The organism is Streptomyces sp. NPDC127038 (genome assembly GCF_042725875.1).
In the GTDB taxonomy this organism is placed as follows: domain Bacteria; phylum Actinomycetota; class Actinomycetes; order Streptomycetales; family Streptomycetaceae; genus Streptomyces.
This window is the reverse complement of the sequence record NZ_JBHXDQ010000022.1, coordinates 64,692-85,195: the sequence shown is the minus strand read 5'-3', so window position 1 is coordinate 85,195 and position 20,504 is coordinate 64,692. Positions and strand designations below refer to the sequence as shown.

20 protein-coding genes are annotated in these 20,504 nt (G+C 71.5%); 10 read left to right on the top strand and 10 right to left on the bottom strand.

Features of this window, described 5'->3' with window-relative positions; translation table 11 throughout:
- Positions 1-5 precede the first annotated feature (5 nt).
- Both ACFWI4_RS17900 and leuA read right to left on the bottom strand, forming a co-directional pair.
- Positions 6-701, bottom strand: coding sequence for a TerB family tellurite resistance protein (locus tag ACFWI4_RS17900; RefSeq protein WP_385397119.1), 696 nt, complete (start codon positions 699-701; stop codon positions 6-8).
- Positions 702-886: 185 nt separating this feature from the next.
- Positions 887-2,638, bottom strand: a complete 1,752-nt coding sequence (leuA, locus tag ACFWI4_RS17895; protein ID WP_385397121.1) for a 2-isopropylmalate synthase — start codon at positions 2,636-2,638, stop codon at positions 887-889.
- 320 nt (positions 2,639-2,958) lie between these two features.
- Between leuA and ACFWI4_RS17890 the strand changes: the two genes are divergently transcribed.
- The 8 genes from ACFWI4_RS17890 (at position 2,959) to ACFWI4_RS17855 (ending at position 11,480) form a co-directional block, all read left to right on the top strand.
- Positions 2,959-4,029: a M4 family metallopeptidase gene (locus tag ACFWI4_RS17890; RefSeq protein WP_387196900.1), complete on the top strand. Its 1,071-nt coding sequence runs from the start codon at positions 2,959-2,961 to the stop codon at positions 4,027-4,029.
- A gap of 51 nt (positions 4,030-4,080) precedes the next feature.
- Complete coding sequence (locus tag ACFWI4_RS17885; protein ID WP_385397125.1) at positions 4,081-4,347, top strand: protealysin inhibitor emfourin; 267 nt, start codon at positions 4,081-4,083, stop codon at positions 4,345-4,347.
- Positions 4,348-4,468: 121 nt separating this feature from the next.
- Entirely contained in the window at positions 4,469-5,773 is a 1,305-nt protein-coding gene (locus tag ACFWI4_RS17880; protein ID WP_385397127.1) for a GH1 family beta-glucosidase, read from the top strand.
- Positions 5,770-7,044: an MFS transporter gene (locus tag ACFWI4_RS17875; RefSeq protein ID WP_387196896.1), complete on the top strand. Its 1,275-nt coding sequence runs from the start codon at positions 5,770-5,772 to the stop codon at positions 7,042-7,044. Before ACFWI4_RS17880 ends, ACFWI4_RS17875 begins: the two co-directional genes overlap by 4 nt.
- A gap of 133 nt (positions 7,045-7,177) precedes the next feature.
- On the top strand, positions 7,178-8,035 hold the full coding sequence (locus ACFWI4_RS17870) for a helix-turn-helix transcriptional regulator (protein WP_387196893.1): 858 nt from the start codon (positions 7,178-7,180) through the stop codon (positions 8,033-8,035).
- A 250-nt stretch (positions 8,036-8,285) separates the two neighbouring features.
- Complete coding sequence (locus ACFWI4_RS17865; RefSeq protein WP_387196890.1) at positions 8,286-8,762, top strand: hypothetical protein; 477 nt, start codon at positions 8,286-8,288, stop codon at positions 8,760-8,762.
- A gap of 236 nt (positions 8,763-8,998) precedes the next feature.
- Positions 8,999-10,327 (top strand): beta-xylosidase, encoded by a 1,329-nt coding sequence (locus ACFWI4_RS17860; RefSeq protein WP_387196887.1) that lies wholly within the window; start codon positions 8,999-9,001, stop codon positions 10,325-10,327.
- Between the two features lie 127 nt (positions 10,328-10,454).
- Positions 10,455-11,480, top strand: coding sequence for a WxL protein peptidoglycan domain-containing protein (locus ACFWI4_RS17855; RefSeq protein WP_385397138.1), 1,026 nt, complete (start codon positions 10,455-10,457; stop codon positions 11,478-11,480).
- Here ACFWI4_RS17855 and ACFWI4_RS17850 read toward each other — a convergent pair.
- Together ACFWI4_RS17850 and ACFWI4_RS17845 are read right to left on the bottom strand one after the other, a co-directional pair.
- Positions 11,374-11,712 carry a P-II family nitrogen regulator gene (locus ACFWI4_RS17850; protein ID WP_385397140.1) on the bottom strand — a complete coding sequence of 113 codons (339 nt, stop codon included), beginning with the start codon at positions 11,710-11,712 and terminating at the stop codon, positions 11,374-11,376. The genes ACFWI4_RS17855 and ACFWI4_RS17850 overlap by 107 nt on opposite strands.
- Positions 11,709-13,016 carry an ammonium transporter gene (locus ACFWI4_RS17845; protein WP_387196884.1) on the bottom strand — a complete coding sequence of 436 codons (1,308 nt, stop codon included), beginning with the start codon at positions 13,014-13,016 and terminating at the stop codon, positions 11,709-11,711. The genes ACFWI4_RS17850 and ACFWI4_RS17845 overlap by 4 nt, the downstream gene beginning before the upstream one ends.
- Positions 13,017-13,275: 259 nt before the next feature.
- Here ACFWI4_RS17845 and era point away from each other — a divergent pair, with 259 nt between their 5' ends.
- A complete protein-coding gene (gene era / locus ACFWI4_RS17840) occupies positions 13,276-14,268 on the top strand; it encodes a GTPase Era (protein WP_385397144.1) in 993 nt (330 codons plus the stop codon).
- 63 nt (positions 14,269-14,331) lie between these two features.
- Here the strand turns inward: era and ACFWI4_RS17835 are convergent, their stop codons facing one another.
- A complete protein-coding gene (locus ACFWI4_RS17835; RefSeq protein ID WP_387196881.1) occupies positions 14,332-14,685 on the bottom strand; it encodes a cytidine deaminase in 354 nt (117 codons plus the stop codon).
- Positions 14,686-14,728: 43 nt separating this feature from the next.
- Positions 14,729-15,550 carry a helix-turn-helix transcriptional regulator gene (locus tag ACFWI4_RS17830; protein ID WP_387196960.1) on the bottom strand — a complete coding sequence of 274 codons (822 nt, stop codon included), beginning with the start codon at positions 15,548-15,550 and terminating at the stop codon, positions 14,729-14,731.
- 141 nt (positions 15,551-15,691) lie between these two features.
- On the opposite strand from ACFWI4_RS17830, the gene ACFWI4_RS17825 reads away from it, so the two are divergent.
- Positions 15,692-17,224, top strand: a complete 1,533-nt coding sequence (locus tag ACFWI4_RS17825) for an MFS transporter (protein WP_387196878.1) — start codon at positions 15,692-15,694, stop codon at positions 17,222-17,224.
- Positions 17,225-17,244: 20 nt separating this feature from the next.
- Here the strand turns inward: ACFWI4_RS17825 and ACFWI4_RS17820 are convergent, their stop codons facing one another.
- The 4 genes from ACFWI4_RS17820 to ACFWI4_RS17805 are packed head-to-tail and all read right to left on the bottom strand — an operon-like array spanning position 17,245 to position 20,470.
- A complete protein-coding gene (locus ACFWI4_RS17820) occupies positions 17,245-17,604 on the bottom strand; it encodes an MmcQ/YjbR family DNA-binding protein (RefSeq protein ID WP_385397148.1) in 360 nt (119 codons plus the stop codon).
- Positions 17,601-18,905, bottom strand: coding sequence for a hemolysin family protein (locus ACFWI4_RS17815; protein ID WP_385397150.1), 1,305 nt, complete (start codon positions 18,903-18,905; stop codon positions 17,601-17,603). Before ACFWI4_RS17815 ends, ACFWI4_RS17820 begins: the two co-directional genes overlap by 4 nt.
- Entirely contained in the window at positions 18,902-19,399 is a 498-nt protein-coding gene (ybeY, locus tag ACFWI4_RS17810; protein ID WP_037618724.1) for an rRNA maturation RNase YbeY, read from the bottom strand. The genes ACFWI4_RS17815 and ybeY overlap by 4 nt, the downstream gene beginning before the upstream one ends.
- Before the next feature lie 12 nt (positions 19,400-19,411).
- Positions 19,412-20,470, bottom strand: coding sequence for a PhoH family protein (locus ACFWI4_RS17805; protein WP_339129269.1), 1,059 nt, complete (start codon positions 20,468-20,470; stop codon positions 19,412-19,414).
- Positions 20,471-20,504: the final 34 nt, after the last annotated feature.

Below are 20,504 nucleotides of genomic sequence, written 5' to 3'. Positions count from 1 at the left end.
CGCGGTTACGAGGGGGTGCGGGCCGTGGCCAGGAGGCGGGTCACGTCGTCCGAGCAGATGGTCAGGGCCGCGCCCACGGTGGCGAGGGCGTCGCGTTCGGCGGGGGTGTAGGGCCCGTCGGCGAGGGCGATGCGGGCGCCCTGGAGGAGGATCGCCTCGCGGCCGGTGGCGGCGAGGTGCGGGGCCAGGGGGTCCAGGGCCTCGTGGAGCTCTATGGCCAGGCTCGCCCCGCAGGGCTCGCCGAGGAAGCGGCCGGTGTCGGCGGCGAGTGCCTCGACGAGGGCGCCCAGCTGGTCCTCGGTGCAGTCCTCGAAGCCGGCCGAGCGGACGGTGGCGGCGGCGGTCTCCAGGGACGAGCGGGCGCAGCAGCCGCCCGCCGCGAGGACCGCGAGGGCGACGGTGTGGACGGCGTCGCGGAGCATCGCGGAGAAGCGGTTGGTGGTCGGGTGGTCCAGGACGTCGGCGCCGTAGTGGCTGCGGCAGGCCGCGCATTCGACCACGGGCCCCGTCTCGCCCCGCGGGAGGACGGGAACACCCAGAAGAGTGAAGCGGCGCCGTCCGGTGAGCCGCTGGTAGTTGCGGTCGCCGCCGCAGCCGGGGCAGAAGAACTCGCCGTCGCCCACGGTGGTCCACGCCGTACGGGTGCCCAGGATGCGGGGAACCTGAACTGCACGACCGTTTCGTCCCCATCCTGGCAGCACGTCGCACACCTCCGTAGTGCCACGGCAACATCGCCGCGCTGGCGTGATGTTAGCCACATAGGTGAGGTGTAGTCAGTACCCCGGACGAGACCTGCTTGTGACCTGCACACGATTTGGCCGGGACACGACCGGGCCCCGCCCGCCTCGAAAGGCGGACGGGGCCGGAAAGAACCAGGTGAACGAGGTCAGCGGGCCGCGCGGTTGACCGCGGAGACGACGGCCTTCAGCGAGGCGCGTGTCGTGTTCGCGTCGATGCCGATTCCCCACAGAACCTTGTCGCCGATGGCGCACTCGATGTAGGACGCGGCCTGCGCGGAGGCGCCCTCGCTCATCGTGTGCTCCTGGTAGTCCAGCAGGCGTACGTCGATGCCGATGGACTGCAGGGCGTCGAAGAAGGCGGAGATCGGACCGTTGCCGGTACCGGCCAGGACGGTGTCCCGGCCGTCGACGGTGGCCTCGACCTTCAGCGTGTCCACGCCGTCGGTGTCGGTGGTCGACTGGCCCGTGCGGACCTGGATGCGGCCCCAGGCGTTGTCCGGGTTCGGCAGGTACTCGTCCTCGAAGGTCGCCCAGATGTCCTTCGGCGTGACCTCGCCGCCCTCGGCGTCGGTCTTCGCCTGGATGATCTTCGAGAACTCGATCTGCATCCGGCGGGGCAGGTCCAGCTTGTGGTCGTTCTTCAGGACGTACGCGATACCGCCCTTGCCCGACTGCGAGTTGACCCGGATGACGGCCTCGTAGGAGCGGCCGACGTCCTTGGGGTCGATGGGCAGGTACGGGACGGCCCACTCGATGTCGTCGACGGTGACGCCCTTGGCCTTCGCCTCGGCCTCCATGGCGTCGAAGCCCTTCTTGATGGCGTCCTGGTGGGAGCCGGAGAAGGACGTGTAGACCAGGTCGCCCACGTACGGGTGGCGCGCGTGGACCTCCATCTGGTTGCAGTACTCCCACGTACGACGGATCTCGTCGATGTCGGAGAAGTCGATCTGCGGGTCGACGCCCTGCGAGAACAGGTTCATGCCCAGGGTGACCAGGTCGACGTTGCCGGTGCGCTCGCCCTGGCCGAACAGGCAGCCCTCGACGCGGTCGGCGCCGGCCATCAGGGCCAGTTCGGCGGCGGCGACGGCGGTGCCGCGGTCGTTGTGGGGGTGGATCGACAGGCAGACGTACTCGCGGCGGGACAGGTGACGGCCCATCCACTCGAAGCGGTCCGCGTGCGTGGAGGGGGTCGAACGCTCCACCGTGGCGGGCAGGTTGAGGATGATCTCGCGGCCCGGGCCGGGCTGCCAGACGTCCATGACCGCCTCGCAGACCTCCAGGGCGAAGTCCAGTTCGGTGTCGGTGAAGATCTCGGGGCTGTACTGGTAGCCGAACTCGGTCTCGGGGCCCAGCAGTTTCTCCGCGTACTCGACGACCAGGCGCGTGCCGTCGACGGCGATCTGCTTGATGTCATCCTTGGAGCCGCGGAAGACCACGCGGCGGAAGACCGGGGCGGTGGCGTTGTACAGGTGCACGTTGGCGCGCCTGGCGCCCTTCAGCGACTCGACGGTCCGCTCGATCAGGTCCTCGCGGGCCTGGGTCAGTACGGAGATCGTCACGTCGTCCGGGATCGCGGTCTCGTCCTCGATGATCGAGCGGACGAAGTCGAAGTCCGTCTGGCCCGAGGCGGGGAAGCCGACCTCGATCTCCTTGTAGCCCATCTTGACCAGCAGGTCGAACATCTCACGCTTGCGCGCGGGCGACATGGGGTCGATCAGGGCCTGGTTGCCGTCGCGCAGATCCGTGGAGAGCCAGCGGGGGGCGACGGTGATCCGGTTGTCCGGCCAGTTCCGGTCGGGGATGTCGACCTGGTCGTACTGGCCGTACTTGTGGACCGGCATCGACGTGGGCCGCTGACGGTTGGTACGGGCGTGCTGGCTGATCTGGCTGTCCGCCATGATGCGTAGGCTCCTCAGGATGTCCGAAAGGACGGCCGACGGCGCAACGCCAGACTCCGCGGGGAGGGGGTCGGCCTCGACTACAGGCCCTCGCCGCGGCAGCTAAGGAGAAGCAGCCCGAAACGCATGATGCTCCGCAGCCTAGCGGAGCCGCGCCTCGTGCGGAGGGCTGTATCAGTATGCGGGATCGCATGCCCCGAAAGGGACAAAAAGTGCGCCATACCACTTCCATGCGGAACCTCAGACTCCTTTTCGCGCCATTTCACCAATCATGGTTGCGCGTAGTGACAAGAGGATCACTCAGTGCAAGGGTGCCGGGCATGACGACCAACGGGGGCTTCGAGCCCGTCCACTGCACCATCGTCCCGCCCCACGTCCTCGACCGGCTCGCCCGGCACGAGGACCCCGCGCTCTCCGGCCCCGCGCGCCAGACCCTGGAGCGCGACGCGTACGAGCGCACCCACCGCAGGCTGACCACCGTCGTCGGCGCACCCTCCGTCGCCGCGCCCGCGGGGACCGGCGCCCCCACGCCGCACCGCACGATCTACGACGCCCGCCACCGTCAGGACCTCCCCGGCAAGAAGGTCAGGTCCGAGGGCGACAAGCCCGGCAAGGACGCCACCGTCAACCGCGCCTACGCGGGCCTCGGCGCGACCTTCGACCTGTACCTGAACGCCTACCAGCGCACCTCGATCAACGGCGAGGGCCTGCCGCTGGACGCCACCGTGCACTTCGACACGCACTACAACAACGCCTTCTGGAACGGCGAGCAGATGGTGTTCGGCGACGGCGACGGCGAGATCTTCCTCGACTTCACCATCCCGGTCGACGTCATCGGCCACGAACTGACCCACGGCGTCACCCAGTACACGGCGAACCTCACCTACTTCGGCCAGCCGGGCGCCCTGAACGAGTCCATGTCGGACGTCTTCGGCTCGCTGATCAAGCAGTACGCGCTCGGCCAGACCGCCGCCGAGGCCGACTGGCTGATCGGCGCCGGGCTGCTCGCCCCGCGGGTCACCGGCACCGCGCTGCGTTCGATGAAGGCCCCCGGCACCGCGTACGACGACGACGCGCTCGGCAAGGACCCGCAGCCCGGGACCATGGACGGCTATGTCAGCACGGGCCGGGACAACGGCGGCGTGCACATCAACTCCGGCATCCCCAACCACGCCTTCTACCTCGTCGCCAGCGCCCTCGGCGGCCACGCGTGGGAGCGGGCCGGGCAGATCTGGTACGACGTGCTGACCGGCGGGGAGCTGCCGCAGCAGGCCCTCTTCTCCGACTTCGCGCGGCTCACGCTCGCCGCGGCACGGGCCCGGTACAACGAGGGCGACGAGCTCCAGGCCGTGACGAAGGCCTGGGAACAGGTCGGGGTCCCGTCCTCCTAGGACCGGCCGGCCCGCTGGCCCGGACGCCCGACTCGTACTAGACAGGACCCCATGCGTATCGAAGTGCGGCGCACGGGCGGGTTCGCGGGCATCGAGCGCCGTGCCGAGGTGGACACCTCGGCACGGCCCGACGCCCCCGAGTGGCACGCCCTGGCCGAACGGGCCCTCGCCGCGGGCCACGGCACGCCCCCGGCAGGCGTCCCGGACGGGTTCCGGTACGAGATCACCGTGGACGGCAGGACGGTCCACGCCGCCGACCCGCGGCTCACGGACGACCAGCGCGAGCTGATCTCCCGGGTGTTGAAGGAAGGGGCCTGAAGGAAGGGGCCTGAAGGGAGGGGCACTGGCGGAGGGGGCCCGAAGGCGGGCCTGAAGACCGCCGGCCACGGGTTCACGCCGAACCGTTGACTTCCGTTACCCCGGGTACGGATGATCGCGCATGGCGACGAACCCTCTCCCGCAGTTCCCCTCCGGTTTCCTCTGGGGCGTGTCCACCTCGGCCCACCAGATCGAGGGGGCCGTGGACGAACGCGGCCCCTCGGTGTGGGACACCTTCACGGCGGTGCCCGGACACGTCAAGGACGGCTCCACGGCGACGGTGGCCTGCGACCACGTCCGCCGCTACCCCGAGGACGTGGCGCTCCTCGCCGGCCTCGGCGTGGACGCGTACCGCTTCTCCGTCTCCTGGCCCCGGGTGAACTCCCCCGGCGGCCTCGACTTCTACGACCGCCTGGTCGACGCGCTGTGCGCGGCGGGCGTACGGCCCGTGCCGACCCTCTTCCACTGGGACCTGCCGGCCGAGCTGGACTGGACGGACCGGGACACCGCCGAGCGCTTCGCCGAGTACACCTCCGTCGTCGCCGGACGCCTCGGCGACCGCGTCAAGAAGTGGATCACCCTCAACGAGCCCGCCGAGCACACCCTGCTGGGCCACGCCCTCGGCGCCCACGCCCCCGGCAGGCAGCTCATGTTCGACGCGCTGCCGGTGGCCCACCACCAGCTCCTCGCCCACGGTCTGGCCGTACGGGCCCTGCGCGCGGCCGGGGCGGACGACATCGGGATCGCCAACTCGCACGGCCCGACCTGGGCGGCCTCGGACCGCACCGAGGACGTGGAGGCGGCCGACTTCTACGACCTGCTGCTCAACCGGCTCTTCGCCGACCCCGTCCTGCTGGGCCGCTACCCGGAGGGAATCGACGCGCTGATGCCCGGTGACGTCGAGGCGGACCTGAAGATCATCGGCGAGCCGGTCGACTGGTACGGGATCAACTACTACCAGCCGACGAAGGTCGGCGCCCCCGAGGGCGCGGAGATCGAGTTCGGCGGACTCACCCTGCCCGCCGAACTGCCCTTCACCGTCAAGGAACTGGAGGGGTACCCGGTCACCGACTTCGGCTGGCCGGTGGTGCCCGGGGCGCTCACCGAACTGCTCACCGGCTTCCGCGAGCGCTACGGCGACCGGCTCCCGCCCGTCGTCATCACCGAGAACGGCTGCTCGTACGAGGGGATCGACGACCAGGAGCGGATCGCCTTCCTCGACGGCCACATACGGGCGCTGCACGGGGCGTTGGAGCAGGGCGTCGACGTACGCGGCTACTTCGTCTGGTCGCTGATGGACAACTTCGAGTGGGCGGAGGGGTACGCGCGCCGCTTCGGCCTCGTGCACGTGGACTACGACACCCTGGAGCGGACCCCGAAGGCCTCGTACGCCTGGCTGCGGGACGCGCTGCGGGCGCAGAGATGACCGCGGCCGACCCCGCCGTGCCGGTGCCCGTGTCCGTGTCGGCGCTCGCCGAGCCCGTCGAACGGGTCGGCCGGGGCTGGACCTCGGCGCTCTCGCTCGCCAACGGGGCGATCTGGGTGGGCTGGTACGGCCCCCTCCAGATCCTCCTCGCCTCCCAGGCGGAGGACTTCGCGCCCGGCTCCGGCATGTCCAAGGAGACGATGCTGGCCTGGGTGACGGGTGCGGGCGCGGTCGTCTCGTTGGTCGCCAACCCCCTGTTCGGCGCGCTGTCCGACCGGACGACCGCGCGGTGGGGCCGCCGTACGCCGTGGATCGTGGCCGGGGCGGCCGGCGGCGCGCTGTCCCTGCTGCTGCTCGCGGGCGCGGGCGGGGTGTGGACGATGGCGGCGGGCTGGTGTCTGGTCCAGCTCACCCTGAACGCCGCGTTCGCCGCGGTCACCGCCGCCGTGCCCGACCGGGTGCCCAGGCTCCAGCGCGGCAGCGTCGGCGGCTGGCTGGGCGCGGCGCAGATCCTCGGCGTGGTCGGCGGCACGGGGCTCGCGACGGTGGCCGGGGGCACCGGCGGCGGGTACGCGGCGTGCGCGGTGTTCACCCTGGTGGGCGTCCTGCCGTACGTCCTGCGGTACGAGGACCTGCGGCTGCCCGCGTCGGCCCGGCCGCCCTGGTCGGGGCGGGCGTTCCTCGCCTCCTTCCGGCTGAGCCCGCGTGAACACCCCGACCTCGCCTGGGCCTGGCTGACCCGCTTCCTGATCAACCTCAGCAACGCCCTCGTGCTGCTGTACCTGCTCTACTACCTGCGCGACCGGCTGCGCCTCGACGACCCCGAGCAGGGGGTGCTCGTCCTCACCGCGGTGAACGGGATCACGCTGCTGGCCACGGTCGTGGTGGGCGGGGTGTGGTCGGACCGGCTGGGGCGGCGCAAGCCGTTCGTGATCTGGTCCGGCGTCCTGATGGCGGTGGCCACGGCGGCCCTGGCCTGCTGGCAGACCTGGCCCGGCGCGATCGCCGCCGCGGCCGTCCTCGGCGTCGGCTTCGGCGTCTTCACCTCCGTGGACTTCGCCCTGATGACCGACGTCCTGCCGAAGGCCATCGACCGCGGCAAGGACCTCGGCGTCATCAACATCGCCAACGCCCTGCCCCAGGTGGCGGCCCCGGTGCTGGCGGCCCCGGTCGTGACGTATCTGGGCGGCTACCGGGTCCTGTACCTGCTCGCGGCGGTGATCGGCCTCGCGGGTGCGGTGCTGGTGGTGCGGATCAAGGGGGTGGACTGACCGGCGGCCGAACCGGCGGCCCTTCCCGGGCGGGCGCCGGGAGCCGGGCGTGGCGGGCGGGGCGGGTGGGGCCTCCCGGTCCAGGGACCGGCGGTCCCTGGATAACACCGGCGGCCCGCGTCACCCTGGAGAGGTGGACCGACCCGAACTCGCCGATTTCCTGCGCCGCGGCCGCGCCCGTCTGGACCCCTCCGACGTGGGGCTCGCGGCCGGATCCCGGCGCCGCACGCCCGGGCTGCGCCGCGAGGAGGTGGCGGCGCTCGCGGGCATGTCCGTGGACTACTACACGCGGCTCGAACAGTCCCGCGGACCGCACCCCTCGCGCCAGATGCTCGGCGCGCTGGCGCGTGCGCTGCGGCTCACCGGCGACGAGCGGGACCACCTGTTCCATCTGGCGGGAGAACAGCCGCCCCGGGCCGCGAGCGCCTCGCCGCACGTGCGCCCCGGGCTGCTGCTGATCCTCGACCGGCTGCACGACGCGCCCGCCCAGGTCGTGACCGACTACGGCGAGCTGCTCGCGCAGAACGCGATGGCGGCGGCGCTGACGGGCCGGGCCGAGCCCGGGCGCAATCTCGTACGCCGGTTCTTCACCGACCCGGCCTCCCGGTCCCTCTTCCCGCCCGAGGACCGCGCCGGGCACGCCCGCTCCCATGTCGCCAACCTGCGCGCGGTCACCGCGGCCCGCCCCACGGACCCGGTCCCGGCCGCGCTGGTGGCCGAACTCCGTTCCGTGAGCGAGGAGTTCGCGGGGCTGTGGGAGTCCCACGCGGTCGCCGTACGGCGCTCCGCCACGAAGCGGTTCCTGAACCCGGCGGTCGGTCTGCTGGAACTGGACTGCGAGATCCTGCTCAGTTCCGGCGACAACCAGCTCCTCGTCGTCCACACGGCGCGACCCGGCACCGAGTCGCACGAGCGGCTGCGGCTGCTGCGGGTCGTGGGGCTCCAGGACCTCGCTCCCCCGCCCGGGTCCAACTTCGGCCACTTTTCATGACCGTTGAAGGAACCGGCTCTCTTCCCTTGTAATCGCGAGGCACCCGCGTCTCAATGGAACCGCACATTCCGACGGACCGTCGGTCACGCCTCCGCACGGCGTCCCGCACCCCACGAGCGGACGGTCCGCGTACAGGTCTCCCCGCACCTCACCGGCACGAAGGTGAGGAGTCCGTGTGCCCGGACCCGGGCGGACGGGCCCGTCCCGACCATCCCCACATGGCAATTCCCCCATAAGGGAAGGGATTTCGATGAGAGGCAAGCAACTCGCAACGGTCTCGGCGTTAGCCGCCGGCACCCTCGCCGCGGCCGGACTGGCGTTCGCGCCGGCCGCCGCGGCCGTCACTCCCCAGACGGCCACCATCAACGCGACCTGCACCATCGGTGGCGGCGGTGCGGCCACCCTCACGGCCACCCAGGACGGCACGGCCGCGACCATCACCCTCAGCTCCACCGCCATCACGGCGCCGATCCCGATCGCCGCGAACTCGGTCACCTCGACGCTCTCCCTGGTGAACGCGAGCGGCGGGACCACCGCCTTCACCGGCAAGAAGAACCCCGCGATGGCCACCGGCAGCGGAGTGTCGGTGGGTCCCCTCGACGGCACCGTCGCCTCCGGCGACAGCCTGGAGTTCTACGGCGGCTCGCTGAAGATGACGATCTTCGGCATCACGATCACCTGCACCGCGGACGCACCGCAGTCCCCGGGTCCGTTCGTCTTCGACTGATCCTCGACGCCCTGACGTGAGGAGGGCCGGTACCGCCCGCGCGCAGCGGCACCGGCCCGACACCCGGCACCCGACACCCGGCGGCCCGGCCCGGCCGGTGACCATGACAGAAACTGATGGGCCATCAGTCACTGCGCCGGGACTCCATTGACTTCTCACACAACCGGCACATCAATGTCCCCCTGGCGGCGCAGACGAGCCGCTGCGCCCGCATCCCTCAGGAGGGGGCACCAACCATGCAAACCAAGGGTCCGACCACCCGAAGACGCCGCGTCGCGGCCCTGCTCGGGGCGACCGTACTCGCGCTCACCGCGGGAGGGGCACTGGCCGCCGCCCCGGCCGGAGCCGCACCCGCGAACGTGGACTTCGCCACGCACTGCATCCCGCCGGCGATCGCGGGCATCCCGCCGATCGACGGCACCACCACCGCGAAGATCGCGGTGGACAACGCCAGTCCCAAGGTCGGCGACACGGTCACCGTGACCTACACGGTGGTCAGCCCCGCCGCCAGCAACCCCGTCGACCTGGCGCTGCCGGCCGACATCATGACCCCCACCGGCAAGGTCCAGCTGGGCGGGGCACAGACCGGAAGCGTCACCGTCGCCGGTCCCAAGAAGAACGACCCGGTGCCCGCCAAGGGTGCCTTCCCGTCGTTCAGCATGACCGGAACGTTCACCGTGACCGCGCCCGGCGCGATCACCCTGTCGCCCGGTGACTACAACATCCACACCAGCTACATCATGGAGCTGGACACCCCGTGCACGGTCACCAACCCGCCCGCCCCGGTGTCGGAGACGGTCACCGCGACCGGCGGACAGACCAACACACGGGCCATCCAGCTCGGTTCGGCCTCCGGGAACCCCGGTGACAGCGTGACCGTCACCGGCAGCGGCTTCACCCCGGGTGCCGGTGTCACCCTCGCCGGACGGTCCGGGTCCACCCAGACCGCCGACACGGCGAGCGTGACCGCCGACTCCCAGGGCTCCATCAGCGGCTCGCTCGTCGTCAACGACAAGACGACGACGGGCGTGGTCGCCTACGAGGGAGGAAGCTGGAACGCGGACACCGGAGCGGGCCCCGCCGCGTACGTCGTCATCGACAACACGCCCGTCCCCGACGGCAGTCAGAAGCTCACCACCACGGTGAGGGCGGGAACGCTGTCGATGACCCAGGCCGGGGACGCCGTCGCGCTGTCGGCGGTCGACTACGGCAAGGGCGGCGCCTCCACGGGCGCGCTCCAGACGGTGACGGTCAAGGACTTCCGCGGCGGACCCGCGGGCTGGTCCCTGACCGGCAAGGTCACCGACTTCACCGGCCCCGGCGCGAAGATCGACGCCGGTGCCCTGAGCTGGACCCCGGCCTGCTCCACCAAGGCCGGCAGCCCGAGCACCTGCCAGGCCGGCTCGTCCGGCACGGTGGGCACCTCGGGAGCGACCCTGGCGTCCACCCCCAACGGGGCGGTCACCGGCGGTGAGTTCACCGTCGACGCCGGACTGTCGCTGAACGTGCCGCAGTTCACGCCCCCGGGCTCGTACTCCGGTGTGCTCACGCTGACGCTCAGCTGACCGGTCCGCCACTCGACCGGTCGTCCGCACCCCCGTGGCCGGGCGCGCACCCGCCCGTCCACACAGGGGAGTTCACGCACGACGACAGCCGCAAGTCCGCCGATGCCGTCCGCGGGGGTCCGCACCCATGCGCAAGCCGTACGCCCTCCTCCTGAGCGTGTTCCTGGTCCTGCCCGCTCTCCTGGCCCTCGTGGCCACGCCCTCGTACGCGGCCGACAACGGCAGCTGGTCGGTCTACCCGGTCTCCTCGCGCATCGCCGCGCGGCCCTACTTCTATCTCTCCGCCGACCCGGGCCAGACCCTCAGGGACGAGGTCACCGTCGCCAACAAGACCGGCGCGCCGATGACGTTCCGGCTGTACGCGGCCGACGCCTACAACACGGCCCGCGACGGCGGTTTCGCCGTCCGCACCCTGGCCGAGAAGCAGCGCGGGGTGGGGGCGTGGGCCAGGCCGGCGCGCTCCCGGGTCACCGTGCCCGCGCACGGCAGGGTCACCGTGCCGTTCACGCTGCGGGTCCCCGAACGGGCCGAACCGGGCGACCACCCGGGCGCGCTGGTGGCGCTCGACGAGCGGATCGAGAAGGGCTCGGGTTCCTTGTCCATCGGGGTCCGGCGGGCCGTCGCCGCCCGCGTCTACCTCCGGGTCGGCGGTCCCGCCGTGCCCGCCCTCGCCGTGGAGAAGGTGCGGGTCACCCACCACCAGCCGCTGATCCCCGGCACGGGCTCCTCCACGGCGACCGTCTCGTACACCCTCCACAACACGGGCAACGTGACGCTGAACCCGAAGGTGCGGCTGCGGGCCGAGGGCCTGTTCGGGCGCACCCTGCTGTCCCGCGAGCTCACGGGGCTCCCCTCGGAGCTGCTCCCGGGCCAGCGGGTGCGGCTCACCGCGTCCTGGCACGGTTCGCCCCAGCTCGACCGGTGCGCCCTGACGCTGACCGCCAGCGCGCCGGGGACGAAGGAGTCGGCGCGGGTGTCGTTCCTCGCGCTGCCGTGGCTCGTGGCCGTGCTCGCGGCGGTCGCGGCCGCCGCGGTGGTGGTGGCGCTCAGAGCGCGTCGGGCCCGCGTTCGCCCGTCCGTACGCGTACGACCGTCTCCACGGGTACGGACCACACCTTTCCGTCTCCGATCTTCCCGGTCTGCGCGGCCCTGACCACCGCGTCGATGACCGCGTCGGCCTCGGTGTCCCCGACGACGACCTCGATCCGGACCTTGGGCACCAGGTCGACGCGGTACTCGGCGCCGCGGTACACCTCGGTGTGCCCGCGCTGGCGGCCGTAGCCGCTGGCCTCGGTGACGGTCATGCCGTGCACACCGAGCTCCTGGAGGGCGGTCTTGACCTCGTCCAGCCGGTGGGGCTTGACGATCGCGGTGATGAGTTTCATGCCTGGGGCTTGGCCTTCTGCGCGACGGGAAGGGACGAGGACACCGGGGCGCCGTGGCCCAGGACCCCGTGATCGTAGGCGCTCTCGGCGTGCACCGTAAGGTCCAGGCCGGTCCGCTCCTGCTCCTCGTCCGCGCGCAGCCCGAGGAACCGGTCGATCGCGGTGCCGATGCCGTACGTGGCGCCGAACGCGTACGCCCCGACGGCCAGCACGGCGACCAGCTGCCGGCCGAGCTGTCCGAGCCCTCCGCCGTACAGCAGCCCCTCGGCCCCGCCGGTCATCCCGTGCACGGCGAAGACGCCGATGAGCAGCGTGCCGATGACCCCGCCGACCAGGTGGACGCCGACGACGTCCAGCGAGTCGTCGTAGCCGAACCTGAACTTCCAGCCCACCGCGTACGAGCAGACGACACCGGCGGCGAGCCCGACGACGAGCGCTCCCAGCAGGGACACGACCCCGCAGGACGGGGTGATGGCCACCAGGCCGGCGACCGCGCCCGAGGCCGCGCCCAGCGTGGTCGGGTGGCCGTCGCGGCGCTGCTCGACGAGGAGCCAGCCGAGCAGGCCCGTGCAGCCGGCGGCGAGGGTGTTGAGGAAGGCCGCGGCGGCCAGGCCGTTGGCGCCGAGGGCGGAGCCGGCGTTGAAGCCGAACCAGCCGAACCACAGGAGACCGGCGCCGAGCACGACCATGGGAAGGTTGTGCGGCCGCATGGCGTCCTTCTTGAAGCCGAGCCGCGGTCCGAGCACCAGGCACAGCGCGAGCCCGGAGGCCCCCGAGGCGATCTCGACCGGCATACCGCCCGCGAAGTCGAGGGCGCCCAGACCGTCGTGGATCCAGCCGCCCGGGCCCCAGACCCAGTGCGCGACGGGAACGTATACGAGCAGGGCCCAGACCGGCACGAACACGAGCCAGGCCCCGAACCGCGTCCGGTCGGCGACGGCGCCGCTGATCAGCGCGGCGGTGATGATCGCGAAGGTGAGCTGGAAGGTGGCGAAGAGCAGGGTGGGGACGGTGCCGTGGACGCTGTCGGGCCCGATCCCGGCCATTCCGGCGTGCTCAAGACCGCCGACGAGCCCGCCGAAGGCGTCGGGGCCGAAGGCGAGGGAGTAGCCGGCGGTCAGCCACACCACCGTGACCAGGGCGATCGAGACGAAGCTCATCATCAGCATGTTGAGCACGCTCTTCGCACGGACCATGCCGCCGTAGAACAGGGCGAGGCCCGGGGTCATCAGGAGGACGAGCGCGGTGGCGGCGAGCAGCCAGGCGGTGTCGCCGGTGTCGATCCGGGAAGCGGCCAGAGTCACGGTCTCTCCAACGGAGTGGGGGGCACGGGGCGGGGTGTCGTCAGAGCGTCGTGGTCCCGCGTTTCCGGTTGCGCACACCGGCGTTTCCGCCGTGTTTCATTGCGCCGTGATTTCCGATTCCTCACCGGGGAGGTGCGTGCTCCCGGCCCCCGGGACGACACCCGCGCGAGGAGCGGAACGAAGGCTTCAGCGGCGCCGGGGCGACGGCTTCGCGGCTCTCGAACAGCTTGGTACGGCGGGCACCCGACGATCAGGGACAATGGGCGCCATGAGCGTTCGCAACCAGTCATCCGAGCCGTCCGAGGACGGGGGCATCCCTGACGCCTCCGAGGCGATGGGGAACCACCGCGCCGGCTTCGCCTGTTTCGTGGGCCGCCCCAACGCGGGCAAGTCCACCCTCACGAACGCTCTGGTCGGCCAGAAGGTGGCGATCACCGCCAACCAGCCGCAGACCACGCGGCACACCGTCCGCGGCATCGTGCACCGGCCCGACGCGCAGCTGATCCTCGTCGACACCCCCGGCCTGCACAAACCGCGCACGCTGCTGGGCGAGCGGCTCAACGACATCGTGCGCACCACCTGGGCCGAGGTCGACGTGATCGGCTTCTGCCTGCCCGCGAACGAGAAGCTCGGCCCGGGCGACCGTTTCATCGCGAAGGAACTGGCGTCGATCAAGAAGACGCCGAAGATCGCGATCATCACGAAGACCGACCTGGTCGACAGCAAGACGCTCGCCGAGCAGCTCATCGCGGTCGACCAGCTCGGCCGCGAGCTCGGGTTCGAGTGGGCCGAGATCGTCCCGGTGTCGGCGGTCGGCGACAAGCAGGTGGGTCTGCTGGCCGACCTGATCGTGCCGCTGCTGCCGGAGGGGCCCGCCCTCTACCCCGAGGGCGACCTGACGGACGAGCCGGAGCAGGTCATGATCGCGGAGCTGATCCGCGAGGCCGCCCTGGAGGGCGTCCGGGACGAGCTCCCGCACTCCATCGCCGTCGTGGTCGAGGAGATGCTGCCGCGCGAGGACCGTCCCGCGGACAAGCCGCTCCTGGACATCCACGCCTTCGTCTACATCGAGCGCCCCAGCCAGAAGGGGATCATCATCGGCCCCAAGGGCAAGCGCCTGAAGGACGTCGGCATCAAGTCCCGCAAGCAGATCGAGGCCCTGCTGGGCACGCCGGTCTTCCTCGACCTCCATGTGAAGGTCGCCAAGGACTGGCAGCGCGACCCCCGGCAGCTGCGCAAGCTCGGCTTCTGAGGCGGCCCGAAGAGGCACGGCCGTGCCCCGGGGGAGATCAGTCCCCCCGGGGCACCGTCATGCTCAGCCCGCGGTGACGGTCGTGTGCACGACGCCGTCGGGTCCGGCCAGCAGCACCGGCGTCCCGGGCCCGCCGAGATCCCGTACGGCCGCGCGGTCCTCGTCGGCGACGGCCCCGGCCTCGGAGACCACGGCCGCGGCCTCCAGCGACTTCGCCCCGGACGCCACGGCCATCGCCACGGCCGTCCGCAGGGCGCTCAGCCGCAGGGACTCCAGCTCCACGGTCCCGGCGACGTACGTACGCCCCGTCTCGTCGCGTACGGCCGCGCCCTCGGGCACGCCGTTGCGGGCCCGCGCGGAACGGGCCAGGGTGACGATCTTGCGGTCCTCGGGGTCGAGCGCGCTGCTGTCGGTCATGACCAGAGCATACGAAGTCCCGGCGCCGTCCCCCGCCGAAGGGTCACCCCGCCACCGGGTACATCGAGCCGCGGCGGCCCTCGGGCGAGGCGAGCCACTCCAGCTTCGCGGCCGTGTTCTCCTCCGGCAGCGGGGTGTGCAGCACGATCGTGAGGTCGGGCCTGGCCGGCACCTTCATCGCGGTGGACTCGACGGCGAGCAGCCCCACCAGCGGATGGTCCAGCTCCTTGCGGATCTGCCCGGCGTCCTCGATGTCCCGCCGCTCCCACAGCTCCGCGAACTCCGGGCTGGCCCCGGTCAGTTCGGCCAGCAGCTCACGGAAGCCCTCGTCGTCGGGGGCCGCGGCGCAGGAGGCGCGGAACTGGGCCACGACCGTACGGGCGTTGTGCTCCCAGGTCCGTGAACGGCCCCTGTACAGCGGGTCGGTGAAGAAGTCGACGATGCAGTTCTGGGTGTTCTCCGGACGCATGCCGAGGACCACGGCGGCGGCGTCGTTGTACATGACGCAGTTGTAGTACGGGTCCATGATGTGCGCCGGATACGGCATCCACGTGTCGATCAGCCGCCTCAGCCCGTCGCACATGTCCCGCTGCCCGGGGGCGACTTCGGGCGCGGGCGGGTTCAGTCCCGCCAGCGTGTACAGATGGCGCCGCTCGGTGTTGCTGAGCCGCAGCACGCGCGCCACGGCGTCCAGCACCTGCGGCGACACGGAGATGTCCCGCCCCTGTTCCAGCCACTGGTACCAGGAGGCGCCCACGCCCGCGAGGACGGCGACCTCCTCGCGGCGCAGCCCCGGTGTGCGGCGGCGGGCACCGCCGTCCGGGAGCCCGGCCTCGGCCGGTGACACCCGCGCCCGCCGGCTCATCAGGAACTCGCGGAGTTCCGGACGTCGTTGGGCCTTCGGCGCGTCCTCCGTCACGTGTCTCCCCCTTCGGTGACTGGTGGTGCGGCCACCAGCATAAGTTCCGGCTCCCCACGGATATTCCGGCCGCCGCAGGCTCGTGCCATGACCACGAACGCGACCACCGAGTCCACCCTCCCAGGCCCCGGCGCCGGCACGCCGGGCATCGATCCCTCCCCCACGAACGGCCCCCGGGCCACGACCTCCGCCGGGTCACCCGCCCCCGGGAAGGACGACCGGCCCCGACGCCAGGACCGGCTGTCCGGGCGGGACGCGCTGGTGCTGTTCGTGCTGTGCGCCGCCCAGTTCATGGTCGCGCTGGACTTCTCCGTCCTGAACGTGGCGCTGCCCGTCCTCGGCCACGACCTCGGCATGAGCCCGTCGGCGCTCCAGTGGGCCGTCACCGCCTTCGCGCTGCCCTCGGGCGGGTTCCTGCTCCTCTTCGGGCGGGTCGGAGACCTGTTCGGCCGCCGGAGGCTGTTCCTCGCCGGGCTGACCCTGTTCGGGGCGGCCTCGCTGCTCGCGACCCTGGCCTGGGACCCGGCGTCGTTCCTCGCCGGACGGGCCCTGCAAGGGCTCGCCGCGGCCGCGATCGTGCCGACCGGCATGTCGCTGCTGACCACGACGTTCCCCGAGGGCCCGGCACGTGACCGCGCGCTCGGCATCTCCGGCACGCTCCTGTCGCTCGGCTTCACGGTCGGCATGGTGGCGGGCGGTGTCCTGACCGACGTGCTCGGCTGGCGTTCGACGATGGGCCTGCTGTCGCTGTTCGCGCTGGTCACGCTGCCGCTCGCGACCGGCCTGCTGCCCGCGTCCGGCCCCCGGAACACGGGCACCGCGGACCGCCCCCGGCTGGACGTCCCCGGCGCGGTCACCGTCACCGGCGGCCTGCTGTCCCTGATCTACGCCCTGTCGACGGCGGCGGCCAGCGGTTTCGGCCGCGCCGACGTCGTGACGACCCTCGTGGTGGGCGTCCTGCTGCTCCTCGCGTTCGTCCGGACCGAGTCCCGCGCCGACGCCCCGCTCGTGAGCCTGGGGATGCTGCGCCGCCGCACGGTGGCGTGGGGCAACCTGGGCGGTCTGGTCACCTTCTCGATGATGTCGACGGTCGTCTTCGTGCTGACCCTCTACCTCCAGGAGACGCTCGGCCTCTCCGCCTTCGAGACGGGCCTGGTCTTCGGCGTGCAGGGCGTCCTGTCGGCCGTCGCCGGGATCTACGCCCCCAAGGTCATCGGCCGCTTCGGCGCCCGGCGCACGCTGGCGGGCTCCCTGGCCGGACAGGGGGTGTTCGTGGCGGGGATGCTGCCGCTGAACGCGCACCCCTGGTCCGTCTGGATCGCGGTCGCCGGGGTGTCGCTGGCCAGCATGTGCCACCTGGGCGCGATCATCTCGTACGGCCTGACCGTCACCTCGGGCGTCCCCGACGACGAGCAGGGGCTGGCCACCGGTCTGGTGACCTCCACCCAGCAGGTCGGCATCACCGTCGGCATCCCGCTCCTCGGGGTCCTCGCGACCACGTCGGGCGACCTGCTCGGCGGCGTCCACGTGGTGCTCGCCCTGGACGCGGCGATCGTGCTCGCGGCGGCGGCGCTGATCGCGGCCGGACTCGGGCGGCGGGACCCGGCACGCACCCGCTGAGGCGGCGCCGGCCCCCGGCCTCAGGGGCGGTCGAGGCGCAGGCGCTCGGCGCGCGGCAGACCGGCCACGACGAGATCGTAGGAATCCTCGACGAGCTCCCGGACCAGAGAGTCCGGGAGCTCGCCGTCGGCGGTCACCGTGTTCCAGTGCCGCTTGTTCATGTGATAGCCCGGGACGATCAGCCCCGGGTGCTGCTCGCGCAGCCGCAGCGCGTCGTCCGGGTCGCACTTCAGGTTGACCGTGAGCGGGCGCCCGTCCAGGTTCGTCAGCGCGAAGAGCTTGCCCAGCACCTTGAAGACCGAGGTCTCGGGATTGAAGGGGAAGTCCTCGACGACCGCGTTGAAGGACAGACAGAACGCGCGCAGCTGCTGCGGGGTCACTCCGGCTTCTCCTCCTGCTCGGAGCCCGCCGGTCCGACCGGCTCGACGAGTACCGTGACGATCTTGTTCCGGCGGCCGGCGGCGGCCTCCGCGGTCAGGCGCAGCTCGCGTCCGTCGGGCAGTTCGACCACCGAGGAGGCACCGGCGATCGGGACCCGCCCCAGCGCCTTGGCCAGCAGGCCTCCGACGGTCTCCACGTCCTCGTCGTCGTAGGCCTCGAAGCCGTACAGCTCGCCGAGGTCGCCGATGTCGAGGCGGGCGGTCACCCGGAAGCGGTCGTCGCCGAGCTCCTGGACGGGCGGCAGCTCGCGGTCGTACTCGTCGGTGATCTCGCCGACGATCTCCTCCAGGATGTCCTCGATGGTGACGATGCCCGCCGTGCCGCCGTACTCGTCGATGACGACGGCGACGTGGTTGCGTTCCTGCTGCATCTCGCGCAGCAGGTCGCCGGCGTTCTTGGTGTCGGGCACGAACGCGGCCGGCCGCATCGCGGTGGAGACCAGCTCGGCCTCGGCCTCGCGGCTGATGTGCGTCTTGCGGACCAGGTCCTTGAGGTAGACGATCCCGACGATGTCGTCCTCGTTCTCGCCGGTCACGGGTATGCGGGAGAAGCCCGAGCGCAGGGCCAGGGTGAGGGCCTGCCGGATGGTCTTGTAGCGCTCGATGACGACGAGGTCGGTGCGGGGCACCATCACCTCGCGCACCAGGGTGTCGCCGAGCTCGAAGACGGAGTGCACCATGCGGCGCTCCTCGTCCTCGATGAGCGACTCCTTCTCGGCGAGGTCGACCATCGCCCGCAGTTCGGCCTCGGAGGCGAACGGGCCGCGCCTGAATCCCTTGCCGGGGGTGAGCGCGTTGCCGATGAGGATGAGCAGGGGCGGGATCGGGCCCATGATCCGGGCCAGCGGCAGCAGGACGTACGCCGCCGCGGTCGCGGTGTTCAGCGGGTGCTGGCGGCCGATGGTGCGCGGCGAGACCCCGACCGCCACGTACGACACGAGGACCATGACGGTGATGGCGACGGCCAGCGCCTGCCAGGTCCTGTCGAACTCCTTGAGGCAGGCGAAGACGACGAGCGCGGCGGCCGCCATCTCGCAGACCACGCGGACCAGCAGCGCCACGTTCAGATAGCGCGTCGGGTCCGCGGTGACCTGCGCGAGCCTGGCACTGCCCCGCCGGCCGCCGCGGACCGCCTCCTCGGCGCGGAAGCTGGAGACGCGCGCGAGGCCCGCCTCCGCGCACGCGGCGAGCCAGGCGATGACGACCAGGACGATGGCACCGACGACGAGCTGCGGACTCATGACACGGTCGGGGCCGGAGACGGACCCGTGATGCCCTTCTCCGCGCGCCAGCCGTCCACGATGGCGGCCTGGAGGCCGAACATCTCGGCCTTCTCGTCGGCCTCCTCGTGGTCGTAGCCGAGCAGGTGCAGCACTCCGTGGACGGTGAGCAGCTGGAGCTCCTCGTCCATGGAGTGCTCCGTCGGGGCGTCCTTGCCCTGGCGCTCGGCGACCTCGGGGCAGAGCACGATGTCGCCGAGCAGACCCTGCGGCGGCTCGTCGTCGTCCTTCGACGGCGGACGCAGCTCGTCCATCGGGAAGGACATGACGTCCGTGGGGCCCGGGAGGTCCATCCACTGGATGTGGAGCTGCTCCATGGCGTCGGTGTCCACGACGATCACCGAGAGCTCGGAGAGCGGGTGGATGCGCATCCGTGCGAGCGCGTAGCGGGCGATGTCGAGGATCGCCTGCTCGTCGACCTCGGTTCCGGACTCGTTGTTGACGTCGATCGACATGGCTGTGCTGGTCTACTTCCCTTTGTGGCCCCGGCTCTTGTGGGAGCCGTTCTCGGTGCCGTTCTCGCTGTCGTACTTCTCGTACGCGTCGACGATACGGCCGACCAGCTTGTGCCGGACGACATCCTGGGACGTGAGCCGCGAGAAGTGCACGTCCTCGACACCTTCCAGGATGTCCTGGACCTGCCGCAGACCCGACTTCGTGCCGCTCGGGAGGTCGACCTGCGTCACGTCACCCGTGATCACGATCTTCGAGTCGAAGCCGAGCCGGGTGAGGAACATCTTCATCTGCTCGGGGCTCGTGTTCTGGGCCTCGTCCAGGATGATGAAGGCGTCGTTCAGGGTGCGGCCGCGCATGTACGCCAGCGGCGCGACCTCGATCGTCCCCGAGGCCATCAGCTTCGGGATCGAGTCGGGGTCGAGCATGTCGTGCAGCGCGTCGTACAGCGGGCGCAGATAGGGGTCGATCTTCTCGTAGAGCGTGCCGGGCAGGAAGCCGAGACGCTCGCCGGCCTCGACCGCCGGGCGGGTCAGGATGATCCGGTTGACCTGCTTGGACTGGAGCGCCTGGACGGCCTTCGCCATGGCGAGGTACGTCTTGCCGGTGCCGGCGGGGCCGATGCCGAACACGATCGTGTGCTTGTCGATGGCGTCGACGTAACGCTTCTGGTTGAGGGTCTTGGGGCGGATCGTGCGGCCTCGCGAGGACAGGATGTTCTGCGTGAGCACCTCGGCCGGAGTCTCCTGGCCGTCGCCCTCCCCGTTCCCGCTCGCCCTGAGCATGGCGATCGAGCGTTCCACTGCGTCCTCCGTCATGGGCTGCCCCGTGCGGAGCACCAGCATCATCTCGTCGAACAGGCGCTGGACGAGGGCGACTTCACCCGCGTCGCCCACCGCGCTGATCTCGTTTCCCCGGACGTGGATGTCGGCCGCCGGGAAGGCCTTCTCGATCACGCGCAGCAGGGAGTCGCCGGAACCCAGAACGGTCACCATGGGGTGCTTGGCCGGGACGGTGAAGTGCGCGCGCGCCTGCCCCTGGACGGGGCCGTGAGCTGTGGGTGTCTGAGTCATGGGCCGGCTCTGTAGGCCTGCGTATCCTCCTCGG